This window comes from Pseudomonas sp. 21615526 (assembly GCF_013386245.1).
Lineage (GTDB): Bacteria > Pseudomonadota > Gammaproteobacteria > Pseudomonadales > Pseudomonadaceae > Aquipseudomonas.
Genome location: NZ_JACAOM010000007.1, coordinates 20597 through 39988 on the forward strand (window position 1 = coordinate 20597; position 19392 = coordinate 39988).

The window sequence follows — 19392 nt, forward strand, 5'->3', positions numbered from 1 at the left end:
CGTTCGGCAGCACGCTCCCTATGAGTATAAACACGCCACGCCATGGAAAAATTCCCCACAGGCGAGATAGTCTGGCGGGATGGTTACCGGCGAGAGGTTTTAATGGTCAGGCGTTTGCTTCCCGGCTTGATGCTGCTGTTGCTCAGTGGCTGTTCCAGCGTCAGTTATTACAGCCAACTGGCAGACGGCCAATGGCAATTGCTGCGTGCCCGGGAGCCAGTCTCCGCGGTCGTCGCCGACCCGTCCCGGCCACAGGTGCTGCGCGAGCACTTGGCGCAATCGCAGAAAGCCCGCACCTTCGCCAGCGAACACCTGCACCTGCCGGATAACCAGAGTTACCGGCTGTATGCCGATATCGGCCGTCCTTACGTGGTCTGGAACGTGTTCGCCACGCCTGAATTTTCCCTGTCCCCGCAAACCCACTGCTTCCCGATTGCCGGTTGCGTGGCCTATCGCGGCTACTACAACCAGGGCGCCGCACGCGGCCAGGCGGCTTTGTTGAAGCAGCAAGGGATGGATGTGTCGATTGGCGGCGTGGAGGCCTATTCCACCCTCGGCTGGTTCAACGACCCGATCATGAGTTCGATGATGAGCTGGGGGGACGAGCGCCTGGCCACGCTGATTTTTCATGAGCTGGCGCACCAGCGGTTTTATGTGAAGGACGACACCGAGTTCAACGAGTCGTACGCCACCTTCGTCGAGCAGGAAGGTACCCGGCAATGGCGCGCCGCCCAAGGCTTGCCGCCTGCCAGCGAGTCAGCGTTGAAACAGCGCGACCAGTTCACCCGGCTGGTGCTCGATACCCGCAAACGCCTGGAGCAGTTGTATGCGCAGCCGCTGACGGCAGATGCCATGCGCCAGGCCAAGGCCGCTGAATTCGAGCGCCTGCGCAGTGACTACCGGCACATGCGCGATAGCCAGTGGGGTGGCGACAAGCGTTATGACGCCTGGGTCAACCTGCCGATGAACAACGCAAGGTTGCTGCCGTTTGGGCTGTATGACCAGTGGGTGCCGGCGTTCGTCGCGTTGTTCCGGCAGGAAGGCGGGGATTGGCCGAAGTTCTTTGCGGCGGTGGAGAAGCTGGGCGGGTTGCCGGTGGATCAGCGCAAGGCGGCCCTGAGGGCGTTGGAGGGATCCGGGCAAGTGGTTGGCCGGTAGGGCCTCATCGCGGGCAAGCCCGGCTCCCACATTTGACTGAGTTGTCTTGGCCGACCGTGATCAAATGTGGGAGCTGGCTTGCCTGCGATAGCGCATTCAAGGCCGTTGCAAAAACGCCTGATGCAGCTCGGCCAACGTTTCGAAATGCCAGGTCGGCGCCTCGGCACTCAGCTCTTCACGGCTGCCAAACCCATAACCCACCGCCGCCGAATCCAGCCCATTGCTGCGGGCCCCGATCAGGTCGTGCTTGCGGTCGCCAATCATCAAGGTGCTGGCCGGGTCCAGGCTTTCTTGCGCCATCAGGTGGGCGATCAACTCGACCTTGTTGGTGCGCGTGCCGTCCAGCTCGCTGCCGTAGATCACCTTGAAGTGCTTGGCGAAATCAAAATGCCGGGCGATTTCCCGGGCAAATACCCAAGGCTTGGACGTGGCTACATACAGCTGACGGCCCTGGCCATTCAATTCCTCAAGCAGCGGCATCACGCCGTCGAACACGCGGTTTTCGTACAGGCCGGTGACCTTGAAGCGCTCGCGGTAGAAATTCACCGCCTCCCAGGCCTTGGCTTCGTCGAAGCCATAAAACTGCATGAACGCTTGCAGCAGCGGCGGGCCGATAAAGTGCTCAAGTTTGGTCAGGTCCGGCTCATCGATCCCCAGTTTGGCGAGGGCGTACTGGATCGAGCGGGTGATGCCTTCGCGCGGGTCGGTGAGGGTGCCATCGAGGTCGAACAAAACGGTCTGGTAATGCATGGGTGTCCTTGTCATTGGTCGACGCCTTCGGCCAGGTGCAGGTCTTTGAGCTTTACGTAGTTCGCGGCGCTGTAGGTGAAAAATGCCCGTTCCTTGTCAGTCAGCGGGCGGATTTGTTTAACCGGGCTGCCAACATACAAAAAACCGCTCTCAAGTTTCTTGCCCGGCGGCACCAGGCTGCCGGCGCCGATGATCACCTCGTCTTCCACCACGGCGCCGTCCATCACAATGCTGCCCATGCCGATCAGGATCCGGCTGCCTACCGTGCAGCCATGCAGCATGACCTTGTGGGCAATGGTCACATCGTCGCCGATCAGCAGCGGGAAACCATCAGGATTGAAGGGGCCTGCGTGGGTAATGTGCAGCACGCAGCCGTCCTGCACGCTGGTGCGCGCACCGATGCGGATGCGGTGCATGTCGCCGCGAATCACCGTCAGCGGCCATACCGAGCTGTCGGTGCCGATTTCGACGTCGCCGATCACCACCGCCGATGCATCGACGAAAGCCCCGGCGGCCAGGGCCGGCGTGTGATTCTGGTAGGTGCGAAGGGTCACGATAGGCTCTCTCTCTTCTGCTGATAGCTGCGGTGGGCGTTGATTGTAATTAAGATGGCCCCATCTTTGTTCTTACATGTTTCTTCAGCCAAGGTGCCAACCGTGAGCGCGAACAACCCTCTTCTGCAGTCCTACGACCTGCCGCCGTTCTCGGCGATCCGTGCCGAGCACGTGCAGCCGGCCATTGAACAGATCCTCGCCGACAACCGCGTCGCCATCGAAGGCATCCTGCAAAGCCAGGGTAAAAATCCGACCTGGGCCGGGCTGGTCCTGGCCATGGACGAACTCAATGACCGCCTGGGTGCCGCCTGGAGCCCGGTCAGCCACCTGAATGCCGTGTGCAACAGCGCCGAACTGCGGGAAGCCTACGAGGCGTGCCTGCCGGCACTGAGCGCCTACTCCACCGAGATGGGCCAGAACCGCGAGTTGTTCCAGGCCTTCGACGCCCTGGCCAACAGCCCGGAAGCCGCCGGCTTCGACGTGGCGCAAAAAACCATCCTGGAACACTCCCTGCGGGACTTCCGTCTGTCGGGTATCGATTTGCCGCCTGAGCAGCAAAAGCGTTATGCCGAAGTGCAGAGCAAGCTCTCCGAACTGGGCAGCAAGTTCTCCAACCAATTGCTCGATGCCACCCAGGCCTGGACCAAGCACGTCACTGACGAAGCAACCCTCGCCGGCCTGACCGATTCCTCCAAGGCGCAAATGGCTGCGGCTGCCCAGGCCAAGGGCCTCGACGGCTGGCTGATCACCCTGGAATTCCCGAGCTACTACGCGGTGATGACCTACGCCCACGACCGCGCCCTGCGTGAAGAAATCTACGCAGCCTACTGCACCCGCGCGTCGGACCAAGGCCCGAATGCCGGTCAGAATGATAATGGCCCGGTCATGGAACAGATCCTCGACCTGCGTCAGGAGCTGGCGCAACTGCTGGGCTTCGCCTCGTTCTCCGAGCTGAGCCTGGCCACCAAAATGGCCGAGTCCAGCGACCAGGTGCTGAGCTTCCTGCGGGACCTGGCCAAGCGCAGCAAGCCGTTTGCCACCCAGGACCTGCAACAGCTCAAGGCCTATGCCGCCGAACAAGGCTGCGCGGACCTGCAAAGCTGGGACAGCGGTTTCTACGGCGAAAAACTGCGTGAGCAGCGTTACAGCGTTTCCCAGGAAGCCCTGCGCGCCTACTTCCCGATCGACAAGGTACTCAGCGGCCTGTTCGCCATCGTGCAACGCCTGTATGGCATCGAGATCGCCGAGCAGAAAGGCTTCGACACCTGGCACCCGGATGTTCGCCTGTTCGAAATCAAGGAAAACGGCCAGCACGTCGGCCGCTTCTTTTTCGACCTGTACGCCCGCGCCAACAAGCGTGGGGGTGCCTGGATGGACGGCGCCCGTGACCGTCGCCGCACGGTTGATGGCGTGCTGCAAAGCCCGGTGGCCAACCTGGTGTGCAACTTCACCCCGGCCGACAGCGGCAAGCCTGCCCTGCTGACCCACAATGAAGTGACCACGCTGTTCCACGAATTCGGCCACGGCCTGCACCACCTGTTGACCCGTGTCGAGCACGCCGGCGTGTCCGGCATCAACGGCGTGGCCTGGGATGCGGTGGAGTTGCCGAGCCAGTTCATGGAAAACTGGTGCTGGGAGCCGGAAGGCCTGGCGCTGATTTCCGGTCACTATGAAACCGGTGAGCCGCTGCCACAGGACCTGCTGGAAAAAATGCTCGCGGCGAAGAACTTCCAGTCCGGCCTGATGATGGTTCGCCAGTTGGAGTTCTCGCTGTTCGACTTTGAGCTGCACGCTACCCACGGCGATGGCCGCAGCGTGCTGCAGGTGCTTGAAGGTGTGCGTGATGAGGTGTCGGTGATGCGTCCGCCCGCCTACAACCGCTTCCCCAACAGCTTCGCGCATATCTTCGCTGGCGGTTACGCTGCGGGTTACTACAGCTACAAGTGGGCGGAAGTGCTGTCGGCCGATGCCTTCTCCAAGTTCGAAGAAGATGGCGTGCTCAATGCCGAGACTGGCCGGGCGTTCCGCGAGGCGATCCTGGCCCGTGGCGGTTCCCAGGCACCGATGGTGCTGTTCGTCGATTTCCGCGGACGTGCGCCGTCGATTGACGCACTCTTGCGCCACAGCGGCCTGAGTGAGGACGCGGCAGCATGAGTGAAGCACCTGTGAAAACCAAAAAACGCTTTATCGCCGGGGCAGTCTGCCCGGCGTGCAGCGAGCCGGACAAGTTGATGATGTGGAGCGAGGACGATGTTCCGCACCGCGAATGCGTGGCTTGCGGCTATTCCGACACGCTGAATGAACAAGGTCTGTCAGTGCCCAAGGAATTGGGTACGCGGGTCAATACGTCGGCGTTGAAAGCACCGGACCCCAAGGTGCAAGCGGTGCAGTTCTTCCCTAATCCGAAGCTGAAGAAAGACTGATCGTGAAGCGCTCCCTGGGTTGATGGCTCAGGGAGCGACCACCCAGGCGGTTTTTTCCTCGGCCGGGTCTTTGGCGTTGTCCGCGGTATTCAGCCAGCTTTTCATCGAGCACAGTGCAAAGGCGCTGGTGCTGCATTCGCCGTTGGCCAGTGCGGTGCGTAACTTGTCGACATCGGCCCTCATCATGTAGCGAACGCCGTCCTTGAAGCCGCTACTGGCGCCAAAGCCGCCCAAGGTCATTTCGTTCAGCGCATCTTCCTTGCTCCATCCCTGAATCACCACCCGATACATCGCCGCCACCAGGCCGGTGCGGTCGGAGCCGTGTTTGCAGTGCATCAGCACCGGGCCGTTGGCTTCGGCATCCTGAATCGCACGCAACGCTGCGAGCACATCGGCGTCATCGACATGGTTGGTGCGATAGGACAATTGCACCTGGTTGATACCGGGTGATTTCAGCCACTTGGCATCGGACTCGGGCAGAAAGTTGATCACCGTACCGATCTTGAGCTTTTCCAATACAGGAACAGCACCGCTATCCGGCAGCGCGCTGCGATAGAGCGTGGGCGTCATCTGATACAGGTTGTATTGATTGCCCACCGGCTGGGCCCATTCCAACGAACGAATGGGCGTGAGCTCTTCGGCCTGGGACGGTGCGGTGGTGAACAGCGCCATGAACACGAGGCTGACGGCAGGCAGCAATTGATTCTTGAACATGCGCGATGTAACCGAATAGGGAAGGGGCTGATGGGGCCCAGATTCGCCTACAGGGGGTCAATGCCGTGTGAGGTACTCGTCAAAGAATCGTGAATAAGCCGGCTCCGGGCAGATTTTTTCGCGCTGAAACGATTTTCCCCAATCCTTAGCCTGCTATCCTTTGTAACTATTGATTGCTGCTGTGTTCTATCCCCTTGGGTCCTTTGGATCCCATTTACTGCCAAAACTATAAGTCGTTCCTCGAAGCGGCTGATAAATCCGTGACCACATGATGAGGTGCCACCATGTCTGATCAAGATCAAGACAACCCCCGGCGTGAGTTTTTACGCAAATCCTTGACCTTGATCCCCGTGGTCACTGTCGCCAGCACGGGCCTGGGCGGTTCGATGCTGATGGCGGTTCCCGAACCGGCTCAAGCCAGCCCGGAGAAGGCGCCCGTCAGCAGCAAGGCCTATGAGCCGAGCTATTTCACTGCCGAGGAATGGGCCTTTATCAACGCGGCCGTTGCGCGCCTGATCCCGGCGGACGACCAGGGCCCAGGCGCCCTGGAAGCCGGTGCGCCGGAATATATCGACCGTCAGATGAACACGCCGTACGCGGCTGGCGCCCTGTGGTTCATGCAAGGCCCGTTCAATGCCGACGCGCCGCCTGAAATGGGCTGGCAGAGCAAATTGGTGCCCAAGGAGATCTATCGCCTGGGCATTGCTGCCACGGATGCCTGGTCGAAAGCGATGAACGGTAAGCTATTTGCCGAGCAAGACAGCGCTACCCAGGAAAAGTTGTTGCAGCGCCTGGAGGCCGGCGACGCGCAATTCGACAGCGTCCCGCCGAAGATTTTCTTCAATCTGTTGCTGCAAAACACCAAGGAAGGGTTCTTTTGCGACCCGGTCCACGGTGGCAACAAAGGCATGGTCGGCTGGACCATGATCGGCTTCCCCGGCGCCCGCGCCGATTTCATGGATTGGGTTGAACGCAACGAGCAATACCCCTTCCCGGCTGTTTCGATCCGTGGCGAGAGGGCGTAAACGTGGCGACCATCATGAAGAAAGTGGATGCAGTGATTGTCGGCTTTGGCTGGACCGGCGCGATCATGGCCAAGGAGCTGACGGAAGCTGGCCTCAACGTGGTAGCGCTGGAGCGCGGCCCGATGCAGGACACCTACCCGGACGGCAACTATCCCCAGGTCATCGACGAACTGACCTATAGCGTGCGTAAAAAGCTCTTCCAGGACATCTCCAAGGAAACCGTGACCATTCGCCATAGCGTGAATGACGTGGCGATGCCCAACCGCCAACTGGGCGCTTTCCTGCCTGGCAACGGTGTCGGCGGTGCAGGCCTGCACTGGTCCGGCGTGCACTTTCGGGTGGACCCGATCGAGTTGCGCATGCGTAGCCATTACGAAGAGCGCTACGGGAAAAACTTCATTCCCAAGGACATGACCATCCAGGATTTCGGCGTCAGCTATGAAGAGCTGGAGCCATTTTTCGACTATGCCGAGAAAGTCTTCGGCACCTCCGGGCAAGCCTGGACGGTGAAAGGCCAGTTGGTGGGCGAAGGCAAGGGCGGCAACCCTTACGCACCGGATCGCTCCAATCACTTCCCGCTGGAATCGCAGAAGAACACCGTCTCTGCACAGCTGTTCCAGAAGGCCGCCACGGCCGTGGGGTACAAGCCCTACAACCTGCCTTCCGCGAATACATCGGGGCCGTACACCAACCCTTACGGCGCCCAGATGGGCCCGTGCAACTTCTGCGGCTTCTGCAGCGGTTATGTCTGCTACATGTATTCCAAGGCTTCGCCGAACGTGAACATCCTGCCGGCCTTGCGCCAGGAACCCAAGTTCGAACTGCGGCCCAATTCCCACGTGCTGAAGGTCAATCTCGACAGCACCAGGAGCAAGGCGACCGGCGTGACGTATGTCGACGCCCAGGGGCGAGAATGCGAGCAGCCGGCGGACCTGGTGATCCTCGGTTCTTTCCAGTTCAACAACGTGCGCCTGATGCTGCTGTCGGGCATCGGCAAACCCTACGACCCGATCTCCGGTGAGGGCGTGGTGGGCCGCAACTTCGCCTACCAGAACATGGCCACCATCAAGGCGTTCTTCGACAAGGACGTGCACACCAACAACTTTATCGGTGCCGGCGGCAATGGCGTGGCGGTCGATGACTTCAACGCCGACAACTTCGACCATGGGCCTCACGGCTTTGTGGGCGGCTCGCCGATGTGGGTCAACCAGGCGGGCAGCCGGCCGATTGCGGGCACCTCCAACCCGCCGGGCACGCCGGCCTGGGGCAGCGCGTGGAAGCGCGCCACGGCTGATTACTACACCCATCAGGTGTCGATGGATGCCCATGGCGCCCACCAATCCTACCGTGGCAACTACCTCGACCTGGACCCGGTTTACCGCGATGCCTACGGCCTGCCGCTGCTGCGCATGACCTTCGACTGGCAGGAAAACGACATCAAGATGAACCGCTTCATGGTCGAAAAAATGAGCAAGATCGCCGAAGCGATGAACCCCAAGGCGATTGCCTTGCTGGGCAAAAAGGTGGGCGAGCACTTCAACACCGCGTCTTACCAGACCACCCACCTCAACGGTGGCGCGATCATGGGCACCGACCCGAAAACCAGTGCCTTGAACCGCTACCTGCAGTGCTGGGACGTACACAACGTGTTTGTCCCGGGCGCTTCCGCGTTCCCACAAGGCTTGGGCTACAACCCTACGGGCCTGGTGGCGGCATTGACCTACTGGTCGGCGCGGGCAATTCGCGAGCAGTACCTGAAAAACCCCGGCCCACTGGTTCAGGCATAAGGAGCGATGACCATGAAAGCATTTGTTATCGCGTCCCTGGCTTTGTTCAGCAGCTGCTCGGTGAGTGCGGCTGAAACCGATCTGGTCAAACAGGGTGAATACCTGGCGCGCGCCGGTGACTGCGTGGCCTGCCACACCGCCAAGGGCGGCAAACCGTTCGCCGGTGGCCTGCCGATGGAAACCCCGATCGGCACCATCTACTCCACCAACATCACCCCGGATAAAACCGGCCTGGGCGACTACAGCTTCGAAGACTTCGACCAGGCCGTGCGCCATGGCGTCGCCAAGAACGGTAGTACGCTTTACCCGGCGATGCCCTACCCGTCTTACGCGCGGGTCAGCGAAAGCGACATGCAGGCGCTGTACGCGTACTTCATGAAGGGCGTGGAGCCGGTGGCGCAGGTGAACAAGGACAGCGACATTCCCTGGCCGTTGAGCATGCGTTGGCCGTTGGCCGGGTGGCGCTGGATGTTCGCCCCCAAGGTTGAGGACTACCAGGCCCAGGCGGGCGCCGACCCGGTGATCAGCCGTGGCGCTTATCTGGTAGAGGGCCTTGGCCACTGCGGTGCCTGCCATACGCCACGGGCCCTGACCATGCAGGAAAAATCCCTGAGTGCGTCGGATGGCAGCGCTTTCCTGTCCGGCAGTGCGCCGCTGGAAGGCTGGATTGCCAAAAGCCTGCGGGGCGACCACAAGGACGGCCTGGGTAGCTGGAGCGAAGACCAACTGGTGCAATTCCTCAAGACCGGGCGCAGTGATCGCAGCGCGGTGTTTGGCGGCATGAGCGACGTTGTGGTCCACAGCATGCAGTACATGTCGGAAGAGGACCTGACGGCTATCGCCCGTTACCTCAAGACCCTGCCGGCGGTGGATCCCAAGGACCAGCCGCACCAGTACGACAAACAAGTCGCCGACGCGCTGTGGAAGGGCGATGACAGCAAGCCGGGTGCCTCGGTGTACATCGACAACTGCGCGGCGTGCCACCGTACCGACGGCCACGGCTACACCCGCGTGTTCCCGGCGCTGGCGGGCAACCCGGTATTGCAGACGGCGGATGCGACATCGCTGATCAACATCGTGTTGAACGGCGGCACGTTGCCGGCGACGCATACGGCACCTTCGACCTTCACCATGCCGGCGTTTGCCTGGCGGCTGTCGGATCAGGAAGTGGCGGATGTCGTCAGTTTCGTTCGGGACAGTTGGGGTAATAAGGGAGAGCCTGTAAAGGCTTCGCAAGTGAAAGACTTGCGAAAAGATGCAGTAACTACAGAAGCTGATCAAACTTCAGAGAAGTAGTGTCAGTTGCCAGGTTTATAGTTTTATATATAAGCCTGGCAACTAGCCGATTAATTATCGAGGGGCGCAGGTTTTTACAAAGCTATTCGCCATGTTCAGGAAGATGGTCTTGTCCTGTTCATCGAAGTCGCCGTCGTTATCCAGGTCGGTGGTGGAGGAAGTGGTGTCGTAGTGCCCGTCCCTGTTGGAGGAAGAGGCATACATGGCGTAGGACAGTTTACCGTCGGTAAAGCGCTCCATTAATACTTCCGGGCTGTTATCTTTTTCAAAGTCTTCGCATGTAAAGCGTAGTTCATCCTGAGACATAAATATCCTGTAGGTGGTAATGAGTTAAGTTGTGATCATAGCGATGTGTTAATAACTTTATCCATGTCACATATGTCGCGATTTATTTCTTGTTTGGTTACATGTAGGAAGGTGTCATTCCGTTCGTGCGAAGGTCGATGCTAGACCGCGCCGCCCAGTGGTGCTGGTGAAAAGCGATCTTCTCGAATACTGTATATGGATACAGTTTATGAGGTCTGACTATGAATGTCCCTTTGCCGCCTCGCGGGCGCGGCACGGCCACCAACCTGCACAACCGTTTTGCGCCCACCGTCAGCGTGGCGGAAGACGACGGTTGGTATCAGGAAGTGCCACAGACCCAGGGCACCGAAGTCCGTATCGAAACCGCGAAAACCATCATTACCCGCAACAGCTCGCCGGATATCCCGTTTGACCGGGCGATCAACCCGTATCGCGGCTGCGAGCATGGTTGTATCTACTGCTATGCGCGGCCCAGTCACGCGTATTGGGACCTGTCGCCGGGGCTGGACTTCGAAACCAAGCTGATCGCCAAGACCAACGCCGCCGACGTGCTTGAGCAGCAACTGTCGAAACCGGGCTACACCTGCGCGCCGATCAACCTGGGCTCCAACACCGACCCGTACCAGCCCATCGAGCGCGAGTACAAGATCACCCGGCAAACCCTCGAAGTGCTGCTGCGCTACCGTCATCCGGTGACGATCATTACCAAGGGCTCGCTGATCCTGCGGGACCTCGACCTGCTGACCGAGCTGGCGCAGCAGCGGCTGGTGGCGGTGATGATCAGCCTCACCAGCCTGGACGATGAACTCAAGCGCATCCTCGAACCGCGCACGGCTGCGCCCAAGGCCCGGCTGCGGGCGATCCGGGTGATGCGTGAGGCGGGGATCCCGGTGGGCGTGCTGTGTTCGCCGATGATCCCGATGATCAACGACAGCGAGCTGGAAAGCCTGCTGGCCGAAGCTCATGCCGTGGGGGCACAGAGCGCGGCGTACATGATGCTGCGTTTGCCTCTGGAGGTGGCGCCGCTGTTTGAGGAATGGCTGGCGGCCCATTACCCGCAGCGCGCGGCCCATGTGATGAGCCTGGTGCGGCAGGTGCGCGGCGGTGAGGTCTACGACAGCCGCTTCGGTGTACGCATGCGTGGCGAAGGGCCGTTTGCCGATTTGCTGGCGCAACGTTTCGCCAAGGCGATCAAACGATTGGGGCTCAACCGGCGGGAAGGGTTTAATCTGGATTGCACGGCGTTTTGTCCGCCGGGCAGACAGATGGCATTATTGTAAACTGCTGGAAAAGCGTACTTTTCTGTAGGAATAGTCGCGTTTTGATATCACTGAAAGCCCCGATCTAGAGCGGCTCATTCAGTTTGAGTTAAGTTTCGGCGGGTACCTTGTTCATCGAGTGACTAATGAGTCGGCGCTTCAGTTTGGGCGCCGGCCGCACTGGAAAACTCCCCTGCTCCAACCAAGAGGATGAATTATGAGTGACAAGGATAAACAGCCGTTGGCTGCGTCGGCTTCAGCCCCTCACGAGGCGGAATCCGCCGATGCAGCGCTGCAGCACATCGTTGAAGGCTTTTTGCATTTCCATAACGAGATCTTCCCCCAGCAGGAAGAGCTCTTCAAAAAACTCGCCACGGCCCAGAGCCCGCGGGCGATGTTCATTACCTGCGCCGACTCGCGCATCGTTCCCGAGCTGATCACCCATAGCTCCCCTGGGGATTTGTTCGTGACCCGTAACGTCGGTAACGTCGTGCCGCCTTATGGGCAGATGAACGGCGGTGTTTCAACGGCTATCGAGTACGCGGTACTGGCCCTTGGTGTGCAGCACATCATCATTTGCGGCCACTCCGACTGCGGCGCCATGCGCGCGGTGCTCAACCCCCAAAGCCTGGAAAAAATGCCCACGGTAAAGGCCTGGCTGCGCCACGCCGAGGTTGCCAAGACCATGGTCCAGGACAACTGCGATTGCGCCAACGAACACGAAAGCATGCACGTGCTGACCGAAGAAAACGTGATCGCCCAACTGCAGCACCTGCGCACTCATCCCTCCGTGGCCTCGCGCATGGCCAACGGGCATTTGTTTATCCATGGCTGGGTCTACGACATCGAGACCAGCGAAATCAGGGCCTACGATGCGGATCAGGCAGCGTTCCTGCCCTTGAACGGTACCCAGCCGATTCCATCCGCGACGCCTAAAGCGCGCTTCTAAAACAATCCCCTGTCGGGTAACGCGATGGCTGCCATTCGAGCAGCCAGGCCTTGCCACGCCCGGCGAATGCCTCGGGAGAGTCATCATGCGTGCTGCTCAATTGAAAGCTGTGCTGCCACGGGAGCTGCTGGCTTCCGTGGTTGTGTTTCTGGTCGCCCTGCCGCTGTGCATGGGGATCGCCATCGCGTCCGGAATGCCTCCGGCCAAAGGCTTGATCACCGGGATCATCGGTGGCCTGGTGGTCGGTTGGCTGGCGGGGTCGCCGTTGCAAGTCAGCGGTCCGGCGGCAGGTTTGGCGGTGTTGGTGTTTGAACTGGTTCGCCAGCATGGCATGGCCATGCTCGGGCCGATCCTGTTGCTGGCGGGCTTCCTGCAATTGGTGGCCGGGCGTTTGCGCCTGGGCTGCTGGTTCCGCGTGACTGCGCCTGCAGTGGTGTACGGGATGCTGGCGGGGATCGGGGTGCTGATTGTCCTGTCGCAAGTACACGTGATGCTCGACGGTGTGCCAAAGCCCTCGGGGCTGGATAACCTCGCCGGCTTCCCTGCGGCACTGATCCAGGCGATCCCCACATTGGGCGGCGGGCTCGGCTGGCAGGCCGGTTTGCTCGGGCTGTCGACGATTATGGTGATGTGGCTGTGGGACAAGTTCCGCCCGCAAAAGCTGCGCTTCGTCCCCGGCGCCCTGCTCGGCGTGGGTTTGGCGACAGTCACCAGCCTGGTGCTGGCGTTGCAGGTCAAGCGGGTGGAGGTGCCGGAAAACCTCGCGGATGCCATCGATTGGCTGCGCCCCAGCGACCTGCTGAACCTGGCGGATCCCAATCTGTTGATCGCGGCCTTCGCCGTGGCATTTATCGCCAGCGCTGAAACGCTGCTTTCGGCGGCGGCAGTCGACCGTATGCACAGTGGCCAGCGTTCCGACTTCGACAAGGAATTGTCGGCACAAGGTGTGGGCAACATGCTGTGTGGCCTGGTCGGCGCCCTGCCGATGACCGGTGTGATCGTGCGCAGTTCGGCCAACGTCCAGGCCGGCGCTACCACGCGTTTGTCGGCGATGTTCCACGGCTTGTGGCTGCTGGCGTTCGTGCTGTTGCTGTCCAGTGTGCTGCAAAGCATTCCGGTGGCAAGCCTGGCGGGTGTGCTGGTGTACACCGGGATCAAGCTCGTGGACATGAAGGCGTTTCGTGGCCTGGCGCGCTACGGGCGAATGCCGATGTTTACCTACGCGGCGACGGCGCTGGCGATCATCTTTACCGACCTGCTGACGGGTGTGTTGGTGGGCTTCGGGTTGACGCTGGTGAAGCTGGCGTTCAAGGCCTCACGCTTGAAGATAAGCCTGATCGACCTGCCGCAGGAGGGCGAGATGGAGCTGCGATTGACGGGGGCCGGGACCTTTCTCAAGGTGCCTGCATTGACCCAGGTGCTGTCGACGGTACCCGCCGGGACCACCTTGCATGTGCCGCTCAGTAACCTGAGTTATATCGACCACTCCTGCCTTGAGCTATTGGAGGAATGGGGTCGGGCCAATGCGGCCAAGGGCTCGAAGCTGATGATCGAGGCGCGGGGGTTGAAGCGCAGGTTGGAAGGACGGGTAAGAACGACGACCGGAATAGGCTCGGCGCCGTCTGTTGGCTGACGAAATCGGATCAAAATGTGGGAGCGGGCTTGCTCGCGAAGGCGCAGTGTCAGTCACTGAATGTGTTTCTGATACACCGCTTTCGCGAGCAAGCCCGCTCCCACATTGGATCTTTGCAAGCCGGCAAATCTAAGCTGGCTGGTCCAGCTCAAGACCCACGCCCAACTGCCGCGACAGGCACGGCCAGCGCTTCCAAGCCGCTTCCGTGTCCGGGCTCTTGAGCTTGTCGCGGTAGGCTTCGACCGACTCCAGCGCAAAACTCTCCTCGTTAAGCATCTCATCCACCGCGTGGTGCACCGCCTCATCCAGCTGATTGGCAAACGCCTCGCCGATCAATTGGTGGGCAATCACGTTCGCCACAGTGGTATCCAGCGGAATCAACGGCTGGCCGAAGTGCTTGATATACAGATCGTTGACCTCTTCCACCAGGCGATGCGCCAGGTAAGCCTCATCCAGCAAACCGTCCAGGCCTTCATGCCCGGCCAGGATCGCCGGCGGCTGCAGGAAGAAATGCTCGGCGATTTTCAGCACCGGTTTGATCTGGCTTTCAATACCGGCTTCGCGGGCGACATCGTTGGCCGCGTCCAGCAGATCGGGGACCTGGTCGATGTAGGCGCTTACAAAACGCGTCATCACGCCCTTGGCGTCGACGTCAGGCACGGAAATCGCCGGGTGCAGGTGCGGTAACTGAACTTCCAGCTGCTGAGCAAGCTGGCCAGTGCTGGATTCGTGTTGATGGGCACGGGAAATCTGCTCGCGCAATGCGGCGGTGTTCATGAAAGCTCCAGTGATGCAGGCGTAGGAAATAGGGAGAGCATAAGGTAGCTCGTTTATACGAGAGCCTAAGACGCATTTGTCATAATTATTTCATGGTTATGCGCTGGCGTTATATCAAATTGCCATCGTTCGTCGGATAACGCGCGCCACCGGTCCTGTTGTGTGGTCCGTTTCCTCATTTTCGTTCATTTGCCCGATCACATTGCGGGGTGGCGGTCGCTGTCTATACTCGATTTTGTACGCAATTAGCTGATGACGCCCGACTGCATGAGCAGGCAAGGCCTGGCGGTTGTAAGCAGTATGGAAGCCGCTCCCTTGGCCGCAGGTGCAAACCGGCGGGATAACAAGAATGATAAGGGGAACCCGCAATGACGCGACATCCACATGTTTGGATGGGCCTCCTGTTGTGGTCAGTATTCGGCCAGGCGCAAGCCGCCTGGACAACGAATATGGCGCCAGGGGCCACTGAAGTCAGTCACGCCGTGTTTGACCTGCACATGACCATTTTCTGGATTTGTGTGGCGATTGGCATCGTCGTGTTTGGCGCGATGTTCTGGTCGATGATCGTTCACCGGCGCTCCACGGGACAGGTGGCAGCCAAGTTCCACGAGAGTACGACGGTGGAGATTCTCTGGACCGTGGTGCCCTTGCTGATCCTGGTGGCGATGGCCATTCCGGCCACCAAGACGCTGATCAACATCTACGACAGCACTGAGTCGGATATCGATATCCAGGTCACCGGCTACCAGTGGAAGTGGCATTACAAATACCTGGGCCAGGATGTCGAGTTCTTCAGCAACCTGGCCACGCCCGCCGAGCAGATCCATAACCAGGCCGTCAAAGGCGAGCATTACCTGTTGGAAGTCGACCAGCCGCTGGTGCTGCCGGTGGGCGCCAAGGTGCGTTTCCTGGTGACCGCTGCGGACGTGATTCACTCCTGGTGGGTGCCGGCGTTTGCGGTGAAGCGTGATGCGATTCCCGGCTTCGTCAACGAGGCCTGGACCCGCATCGAAAAGCCCGGCATCTATCGCGGCCAGTGCGCTGAACTGTGCGGCAAGGACCACGGCTTCATGCCCATCGTGGTGGAGGTCAAATCCAAGGCCGACTACGACACCTGGCTCGGCGAGCGTAAGGAAGAGGCCGCCAAGCTCAAGGAGCTGACCTCCAAGGAATGGACCCTGGATGAGCTGGTGGCTCGTGGCGACAAGATCTACCACACCACCTGCGTCGCCTGTCACCAGGCCGAAGGCCAGGGCCTGCCGCCGATGTTCCCGGCGCTCAAGGGCTCACCTATTGCCACCGGGCCCAAGGAAGACCACCTGCACCGCGTGTACTTCGGCAAGCCCGGCACCGCCATGGCGGCGTTCGGCAAGCAACTGTCGGAAGTCGATATCGCGGCGGTCGTGACCTATGAACGTAACGCCTGGGGCAACAACAAAGGCGACATGGTCACGCCTAAAGACGTGCTGGCTCTGAAACAGGCGGAAAGCAAATGACTTCCTTCATTGCATATTCCCTGAACCGTCCCGCCCACTCGTTCGCAGGAGAAAGGCCATGAGCGCTGTGATCGATGACCACGGTCATGCCGGTGACCACGCTCACGGCCCCGCCAAGGGCCTGATGCGTTGGGTACTGACCACCAACCACAAAGACATCGGCACGATGTACCTGTGGTTCAGCTTCTGCATGTTCCTGCTTGGTGGCTCGTTTGCCATGGTGATCCGTGCCGAGCTGTTCCAGCCGGGTTTGCAGATCGTCGAGCCGGCGTTCTTCAATCAGATGACCACCATGCACGGCCTGGTGATGGTGTTCGGTGCGGTGATGCCAGCGTTTGTCGGCCTGGCCAACTGGATGATCCCGTTGATGATCGGCGCGCCCGACATGGCCCTGCCGCGCATGAACAACTTCAGTTTCTGGCTGTTGCCGGCGGCGTTCCTGATGCTGGTTTCCACCCTGTTCATGCCCGGCGGCGGGCCGAACTTCGGCTGGACCTTCTACGCCCCGCTCTCCACCACTTACGCGCCGGAAAGCGTGACGTTCTTCATCTTCGCCATCCACTTGATGGGCATCAGTTCGATCATGGGCGCGATCAACGTCATCGCCACCATCCTCAACCTGCGCGCCCCCGGCATGACGTTGATGAAAATGCCGCTGTTCGTCTGGACCTGGCTGATCACCGCGTTCCTGCTGATCGCGGTGATGCCGGTACTGGCGGGCTGCGTGACCATGATGCTGATGGACATCCACTTCGGCACCAGCTTCTTCAGTGCCGCCGGTGGTGGTGACCCCGTGCTGTTCCAGCATGTGTTCTGGTTCTTCGGCCACCCCGAGGTGTACATCATGATCCTGCCGGCGTTCGGTGCCGTCAGCTCGATCATCCCGACCTTCTCGCGCAAGCCGCTGTTCGGCTACACCTCGATGGTGTACGCCACGGCGAGCATCGCGTTCCTGTCGTTCATCGTGTGGGCGCACCACATGTTCGTGGTGGGCATCCCGCTGGTGGGCGAGCTGTTCTTCATGTACGCCACGCTGCTGATCGCGGTGCCCACGGGCGTGAAAGTGTTCAACTGGGTCAGCACCATGTGGCAAGGCTCGCTGACCTTCGAGACGCCGATGCTGTTCGCGGTGGCCTTCGTGATTCTGTTCACCATCGGCGGTTTCTCCGGGCTGATGCTGGCCATCGCCCCGGCGGACTTCCAGTACCACGACACCTACTTCGTGGTGGCGCACTTCCATTACGTACTGGTGCCTGGGGCGATCTTCGGGATCTTCGCCTCGGCCTACTACTGGCTGCCGAAATGGACCGGTCACATGTACGACGAAACCCTGGGCAAGCTGCACTTCTGGCTGTCGTTCGTGGGGATGAACATGGCGTTCTTCCCGATGCACTTCGTAGGGCTTGCCGGCATGCCGCGTCGGGTGCCGGACTACAACCTGCAGTTCGCCGACTTCAACATGGTCTCTTCCATCGGTGCCTTCACCTTTGGCGCGACGCAGATCTTCTTCCTGTTCATCGTCATCAAGTGCATCCGTGGCGGCCCGCCTGCGCCGGCCAAGCCGTGGGATGGCGCCGAAGGGCTGGAGTGGAGCATTCCTTCGCCCGCGCCGTACCACACCTTCACCACGCCACCGGAGGTCAAATGAACACCTCCCTATCCTGTGGGAGCTGGCTTGCCTGCGATGGCATCACTTCGGTGTACCTGAACGACCGAGTTGCCAGCATCGCAGGCAAGCCAGCTCCCACAGAAAGGCCATTCGCAGAACATTCATTCGCAGGTGGCCGCCATGCTTGAGTCCGTGCCTATCAAGCGCCTGGTCACGCGCCTGCTGATCCTGGTGGTGGCGATGTTCGCCTTCGGGTTTGCCCTGGTGCCGATCTACGACGTGATGTGCAAGGCGTTCGGCATCAATGGCAAGACCGCCGGGCAGTACGAAGGCGAGCAGGTGGTGGACCCGACGCGGCAGGTGCGGGTGCAGTTCCTGTCCACCAATGCCATCGATATGGTCTGGGAATTCCACTCCAAGGCCGACGAGGTGGTGGTCAATCCCGGCGCAGTCACCGAGATGCTGTTCGTGGCCTACAACCCCACCGACAAGCCGATGACCGCCCAGGCGGTGCCGAGCATTTCGCCGGCCGAGGCGGCGATGTACTTCCACAAGACCGAGTGTTTTTGCTTCACCCAGCAAGTGCTACAGCCAGGTCAGCGCATAGAGATGCCGGTGCGCTTCATTGTCGACCGCGACATGCCCAAGGATGTGAAGCATTTGACCCTGGCGTACACGCTGTTCGATATCACCGCGCGCCAACCGCCCGTGGCTGTCCATACCGGCGGCTAGGCGTTGCTTGCGGGCTCGATTAGGAGAACGAATACATGTCGACTCATGATACGTACTACGTACCAGCGCAAAGCAAATGGCCCATAATTGCTACGTTGGGGATGCTGATCACGGTGTTCGGATTGGCGACCTGGTTCAACGATTTGAAGGCCGCACGCCCGGAATCCCACGGCCCGCTGATCTTTTTCGTCGGTGGCTTGCTGCTGGCCTACATGATGTTTGGCTGGTTCGGCGCGGTGATCAAGGAAAGTCGCGCCGGTTTGTACAGTTCGCAGATGGACCGCTCCTTTCGCTGGGGCATGACCTGGTTCATCTTTTCCGAAGTGATGTTCTTCATCGCTTTTTTCGGTGCGCTGTTTTATGTGCGGCACATGTCGGCGCCGTGGTTGGCGGGCGAAGGCCACAAGGGCATCGCGCACATGCTGTGGCCGAACTTCGAATTTGCCTGGCCGCTGCTGAACAATCCTGACCCGAAAATGTTTCCGGCGCCCAAGGGCACCATCAGCCCGTGGGGCTTGCCGCTGATCAACACGATCTTGCTGGTCAGCTCCAGCGTGACCATCACTATCGCCCACCATGCCTTGCGCAAAGGCCATCGCGGCGCACTGAAGATCTGGCTGGCGATCACCGTGTTGCTGGGTTGGGCGTTTCTCGGGTTCCAGGCCGAGGAATACATCCATGCCTATAAGGAGTTGGGCCTGACCCTGGGTTCCGGCGTGTACGGCGCGACCTTCTTCATGCTCACCGGCTTCCACGGTGCCCACGTGACCATCGGCACGATCATTTTGTTTGTGATGCTGATGCGCATCCTGAAGGGGCATTTCAACAACGAACACCAGTTCGGGTTCGAGGCGGCCAGTTGGTATTGGCACTTTGTGGACGTGGTGTGGATCGGGCTGTTTTTCTTCGTTTACGTGCTTTGAG

At 60.2% G+C, this 19392-nt stretch carries 18 protein-coding genes; 13 read left to right on the forward strand and 5 right to left on the reverse strand.

Translation table 11 applies throughout. From position 1 onward, the window contains the following. The first annotated feature begins 102 nt into the window (after nt 1–102). Nucleotides 103–1158 (forward strand): aminopeptidase, encoded by a 1056-nt coding sequence (locus tag HX786_RS02890; protein WP_177035387.1) that lies wholly within the window; start codon nt 103–105, stop codon nt 1156–1158. 96 nt (nt 1159–1254) lie between these two features. Here the strand turns inward: HX786_RS02890 and HX786_RS02895 are convergent, their stop codons facing one another. Both HX786_RS02895 and HX786_RS02900 read right to left on the reverse strand, forming a co-directional pair. Further along, nucleotides 1255–1908, reverse strand: coding sequence for an HAD family hydrolase (locus HX786_RS02895; protein WP_177020350.1), 654 nt, complete (start codon nt 1906–1908; stop codon nt 1255–1257). Nucleotides 1909–1919: 11 nt separating this feature from the next. Continuing rightward, entirely contained in the window at nt 1920–2462 is a 543-nt protein-coding gene (locus HX786_RS02900) for a gamma carbonic anhydrase family protein (RefSeq protein WP_178911700.1), read from the reverse strand. A 54-nt stretch (nt 2463–2516) separates the two neighbouring features. Here HX786_RS02900 and prlC point away from each other — a divergent pair, with 54 nt between their 5' ends. Together prlC and HX786_RS02910 are read left to right on the forward strand one after the other, a co-directional pair. Then, nucleotides 2517–4616, forward strand: coding sequence for an oligopeptidase A (prlC, locus tag HX786_RS02905; protein ID WP_173406107.1), 2100 nt, complete (start codon nt 2517–2519; stop codon nt 4614–4616). Further along, nucleotides 4613–4885 carry a YheV family putative zinc ribbon protein gene (locus tag HX786_RS02910; protein WP_003214872.1) on the forward strand — a complete coding sequence of 91 codons (273 nt, stop codon included), beginning with the start codon at nt 4613–4615 and terminating at the stop codon, nt 4883–4885. Before prlC ends, HX786_RS02910 begins: the two co-directional genes overlap by 4 nt. A gap of 27 nt (nt 4886–4912) precedes the next feature. Here the strand turns inward: HX786_RS02910 and HX786_RS02915 are convergent, their stop codons facing one another. Beyond that, on the reverse strand, nt 4913–5599 hold the full coding sequence (locus HX786_RS02915; protein WP_003214870.1) for a tyrosine-protein phosphatase: 687 nt from the start codon (nt 5597–5599) through the stop codon (nt 4913–4915). A 284-nt stretch (nt 5600–5883) separates the two neighbouring features. Here HX786_RS02915 and HX786_RS02920 point away from each other — a divergent pair, with 284 nt between their 5' ends. Genes HX786_RS02920 through HX786_RS02930 form a run of 3 tightly spaced genes read left to right on the forward strand, consistent with a single transcriptional unit; the run spans nt 5884 to nt 9707 of the window. After that, nucleotides 5884–6624: a gluconate 2-dehydrogenase subunit 3 family protein gene (locus tag HX786_RS02920; RefSeq protein WP_003214869.1), complete on the forward strand. Its 741-nt coding sequence runs from the start codon at nt 5884–5886 to the stop codon at nt 6622–6624. A gap of 2 nt (nt 6625–6626) precedes the next feature. After that, nucleotides 6627–8411 (forward strand): GMC family oxidoreductase, encoded by a 1785-nt coding sequence (locus HX786_RS02925; protein WP_003214867.1) that lies wholly within the window; start codon nt 6627–6629, stop codon nt 8409–8411. Nucleotides 8412–8423: 12 nt separating this feature from the next. Next, nucleotides 8424–9707 (forward strand): cytochrome c, encoded by a 1284-nt coding sequence (locus tag HX786_RS02930; protein WP_178911701.1) that lies wholly within the window; start codon nt 8424–8426, stop codon nt 9705–9707. A 54-nt stretch (nt 9708–9761) separates the two neighbouring features. Here the strand turns inward: HX786_RS02930 and HX786_RS02935 are convergent, their stop codons facing one another. Continuing rightward, complete coding sequence (locus HX786_RS02935; RefSeq protein ID WP_177040934.1) at nt 9762–9947, reverse strand: hypothetical protein; 186 nt, start codon at nt 9945–9947, stop codon at nt 9762–9764. 287 nt (nt 9948–10234) lie between these two features. Here HX786_RS02935 and HX786_RS02940 point away from each other — a divergent pair, with 287 nt between their 5' ends. The 3 genes from HX786_RS02940 to HX786_RS02950 all read left to right on the forward strand — a co-directional run bounded on the left by HX786_RS02940 (nt 10235) and on the right by HX786_RS02950 (nt 13854). Next, nucleotides 10235–11293 carry a PA0069 family radical SAM protein gene (locus HX786_RS02940; RefSeq protein WP_178911702.1) on the forward strand — a complete coding sequence of 353 codons (1059 nt, stop codon included), beginning with the start codon at nt 10235–10237 and terminating at the stop codon, nt 11291–11293. Between the two features lie 196 nt (nt 11294–11489). Continuing rightward, nucleotides 11490–12221 carry a carbonic anhydrase gene (locus HX786_RS02945; protein ID WP_003214859.1) on the forward strand — a complete coding sequence of 244 codons (732 nt, stop codon included), beginning with the start codon at nt 11490–11492 and terminating at the stop codon, nt 12219–12221. A gap of 85 nt (nt 12222–12306) precedes the next feature. Then, the gene (locus HX786_RS02950) at nt 12307–13854 is read left to right on the forward strand and encodes a SulP family inorganic anion transporter (protein WP_008439613.1); all 1548 of its coding nucleotides are present in this window, start codon (nt 12307–12309) and stop codon (nt 13852–13854) included. Nucleotides 13855–13983: 129 nt separating this feature from the next. Here the strand turns inward: HX786_RS02950 and HX786_RS02955 are convergent, their stop codons facing one another. After that, nucleotides 13984–14631 carry a hypothetical protein gene (locus HX786_RS02955; RefSeq protein WP_003214855.1) on the reverse strand — a complete coding sequence of 216 codons (648 nt, stop codon included), beginning with the start codon at nt 14629–14631 and terminating at the stop codon, nt 13984–13986. Nucleotides 14632–14999: 368 nt separating this feature from the next. Between HX786_RS02955 and coxB the strand changes: the two genes are divergently transcribed. The 4 genes from coxB (at nt 15000) to HX786_RS02975 (ending at nt 19391) form a co-directional block, all read left to right on the forward strand. Then, nucleotides 15000–16127, forward strand: coding sequence for a cytochrome c oxidase subunit II (gene coxB, locus HX786_RS02960; protein WP_003214854.1), 1128 nt, complete (start codon nt 15000–15002; stop codon nt 16125–16127). A 58-nt stretch (nt 16128–16185) separates the two neighbouring features. Further along, nucleotides 16186–17775: a cytochrome c oxidase subunit I gene (gene ctaD / locus HX786_RS02965; RefSeq protein WP_003214853.1), complete on the forward strand. Its 1590-nt coding sequence runs from the start codon at nt 16186–16188 to the stop codon at nt 17773–17775. 141 nt (nt 17776–17916) lie between these two features. Continuing rightward, nucleotides 17917–18468 (forward strand): cytochrome c oxidase assembly protein, encoded by a 552-nt coding sequence (locus HX786_RS02970; protein WP_008439615.1) that lies wholly within the window; start codon nt 17917–17919, stop codon nt 18466–18468. 35 nt (nt 18469–18503) lie between these two features. After that, a complete protein-coding gene (locus HX786_RS02975) occupies nt 18504–19391 on the forward strand; it encodes a cytochrome c oxidase subunit 3 (RefSeq protein WP_003214849.1) in 888 nt (295 codons plus the stop codon). Nucleotide 19392: the final 1 nt, after the last annotated feature.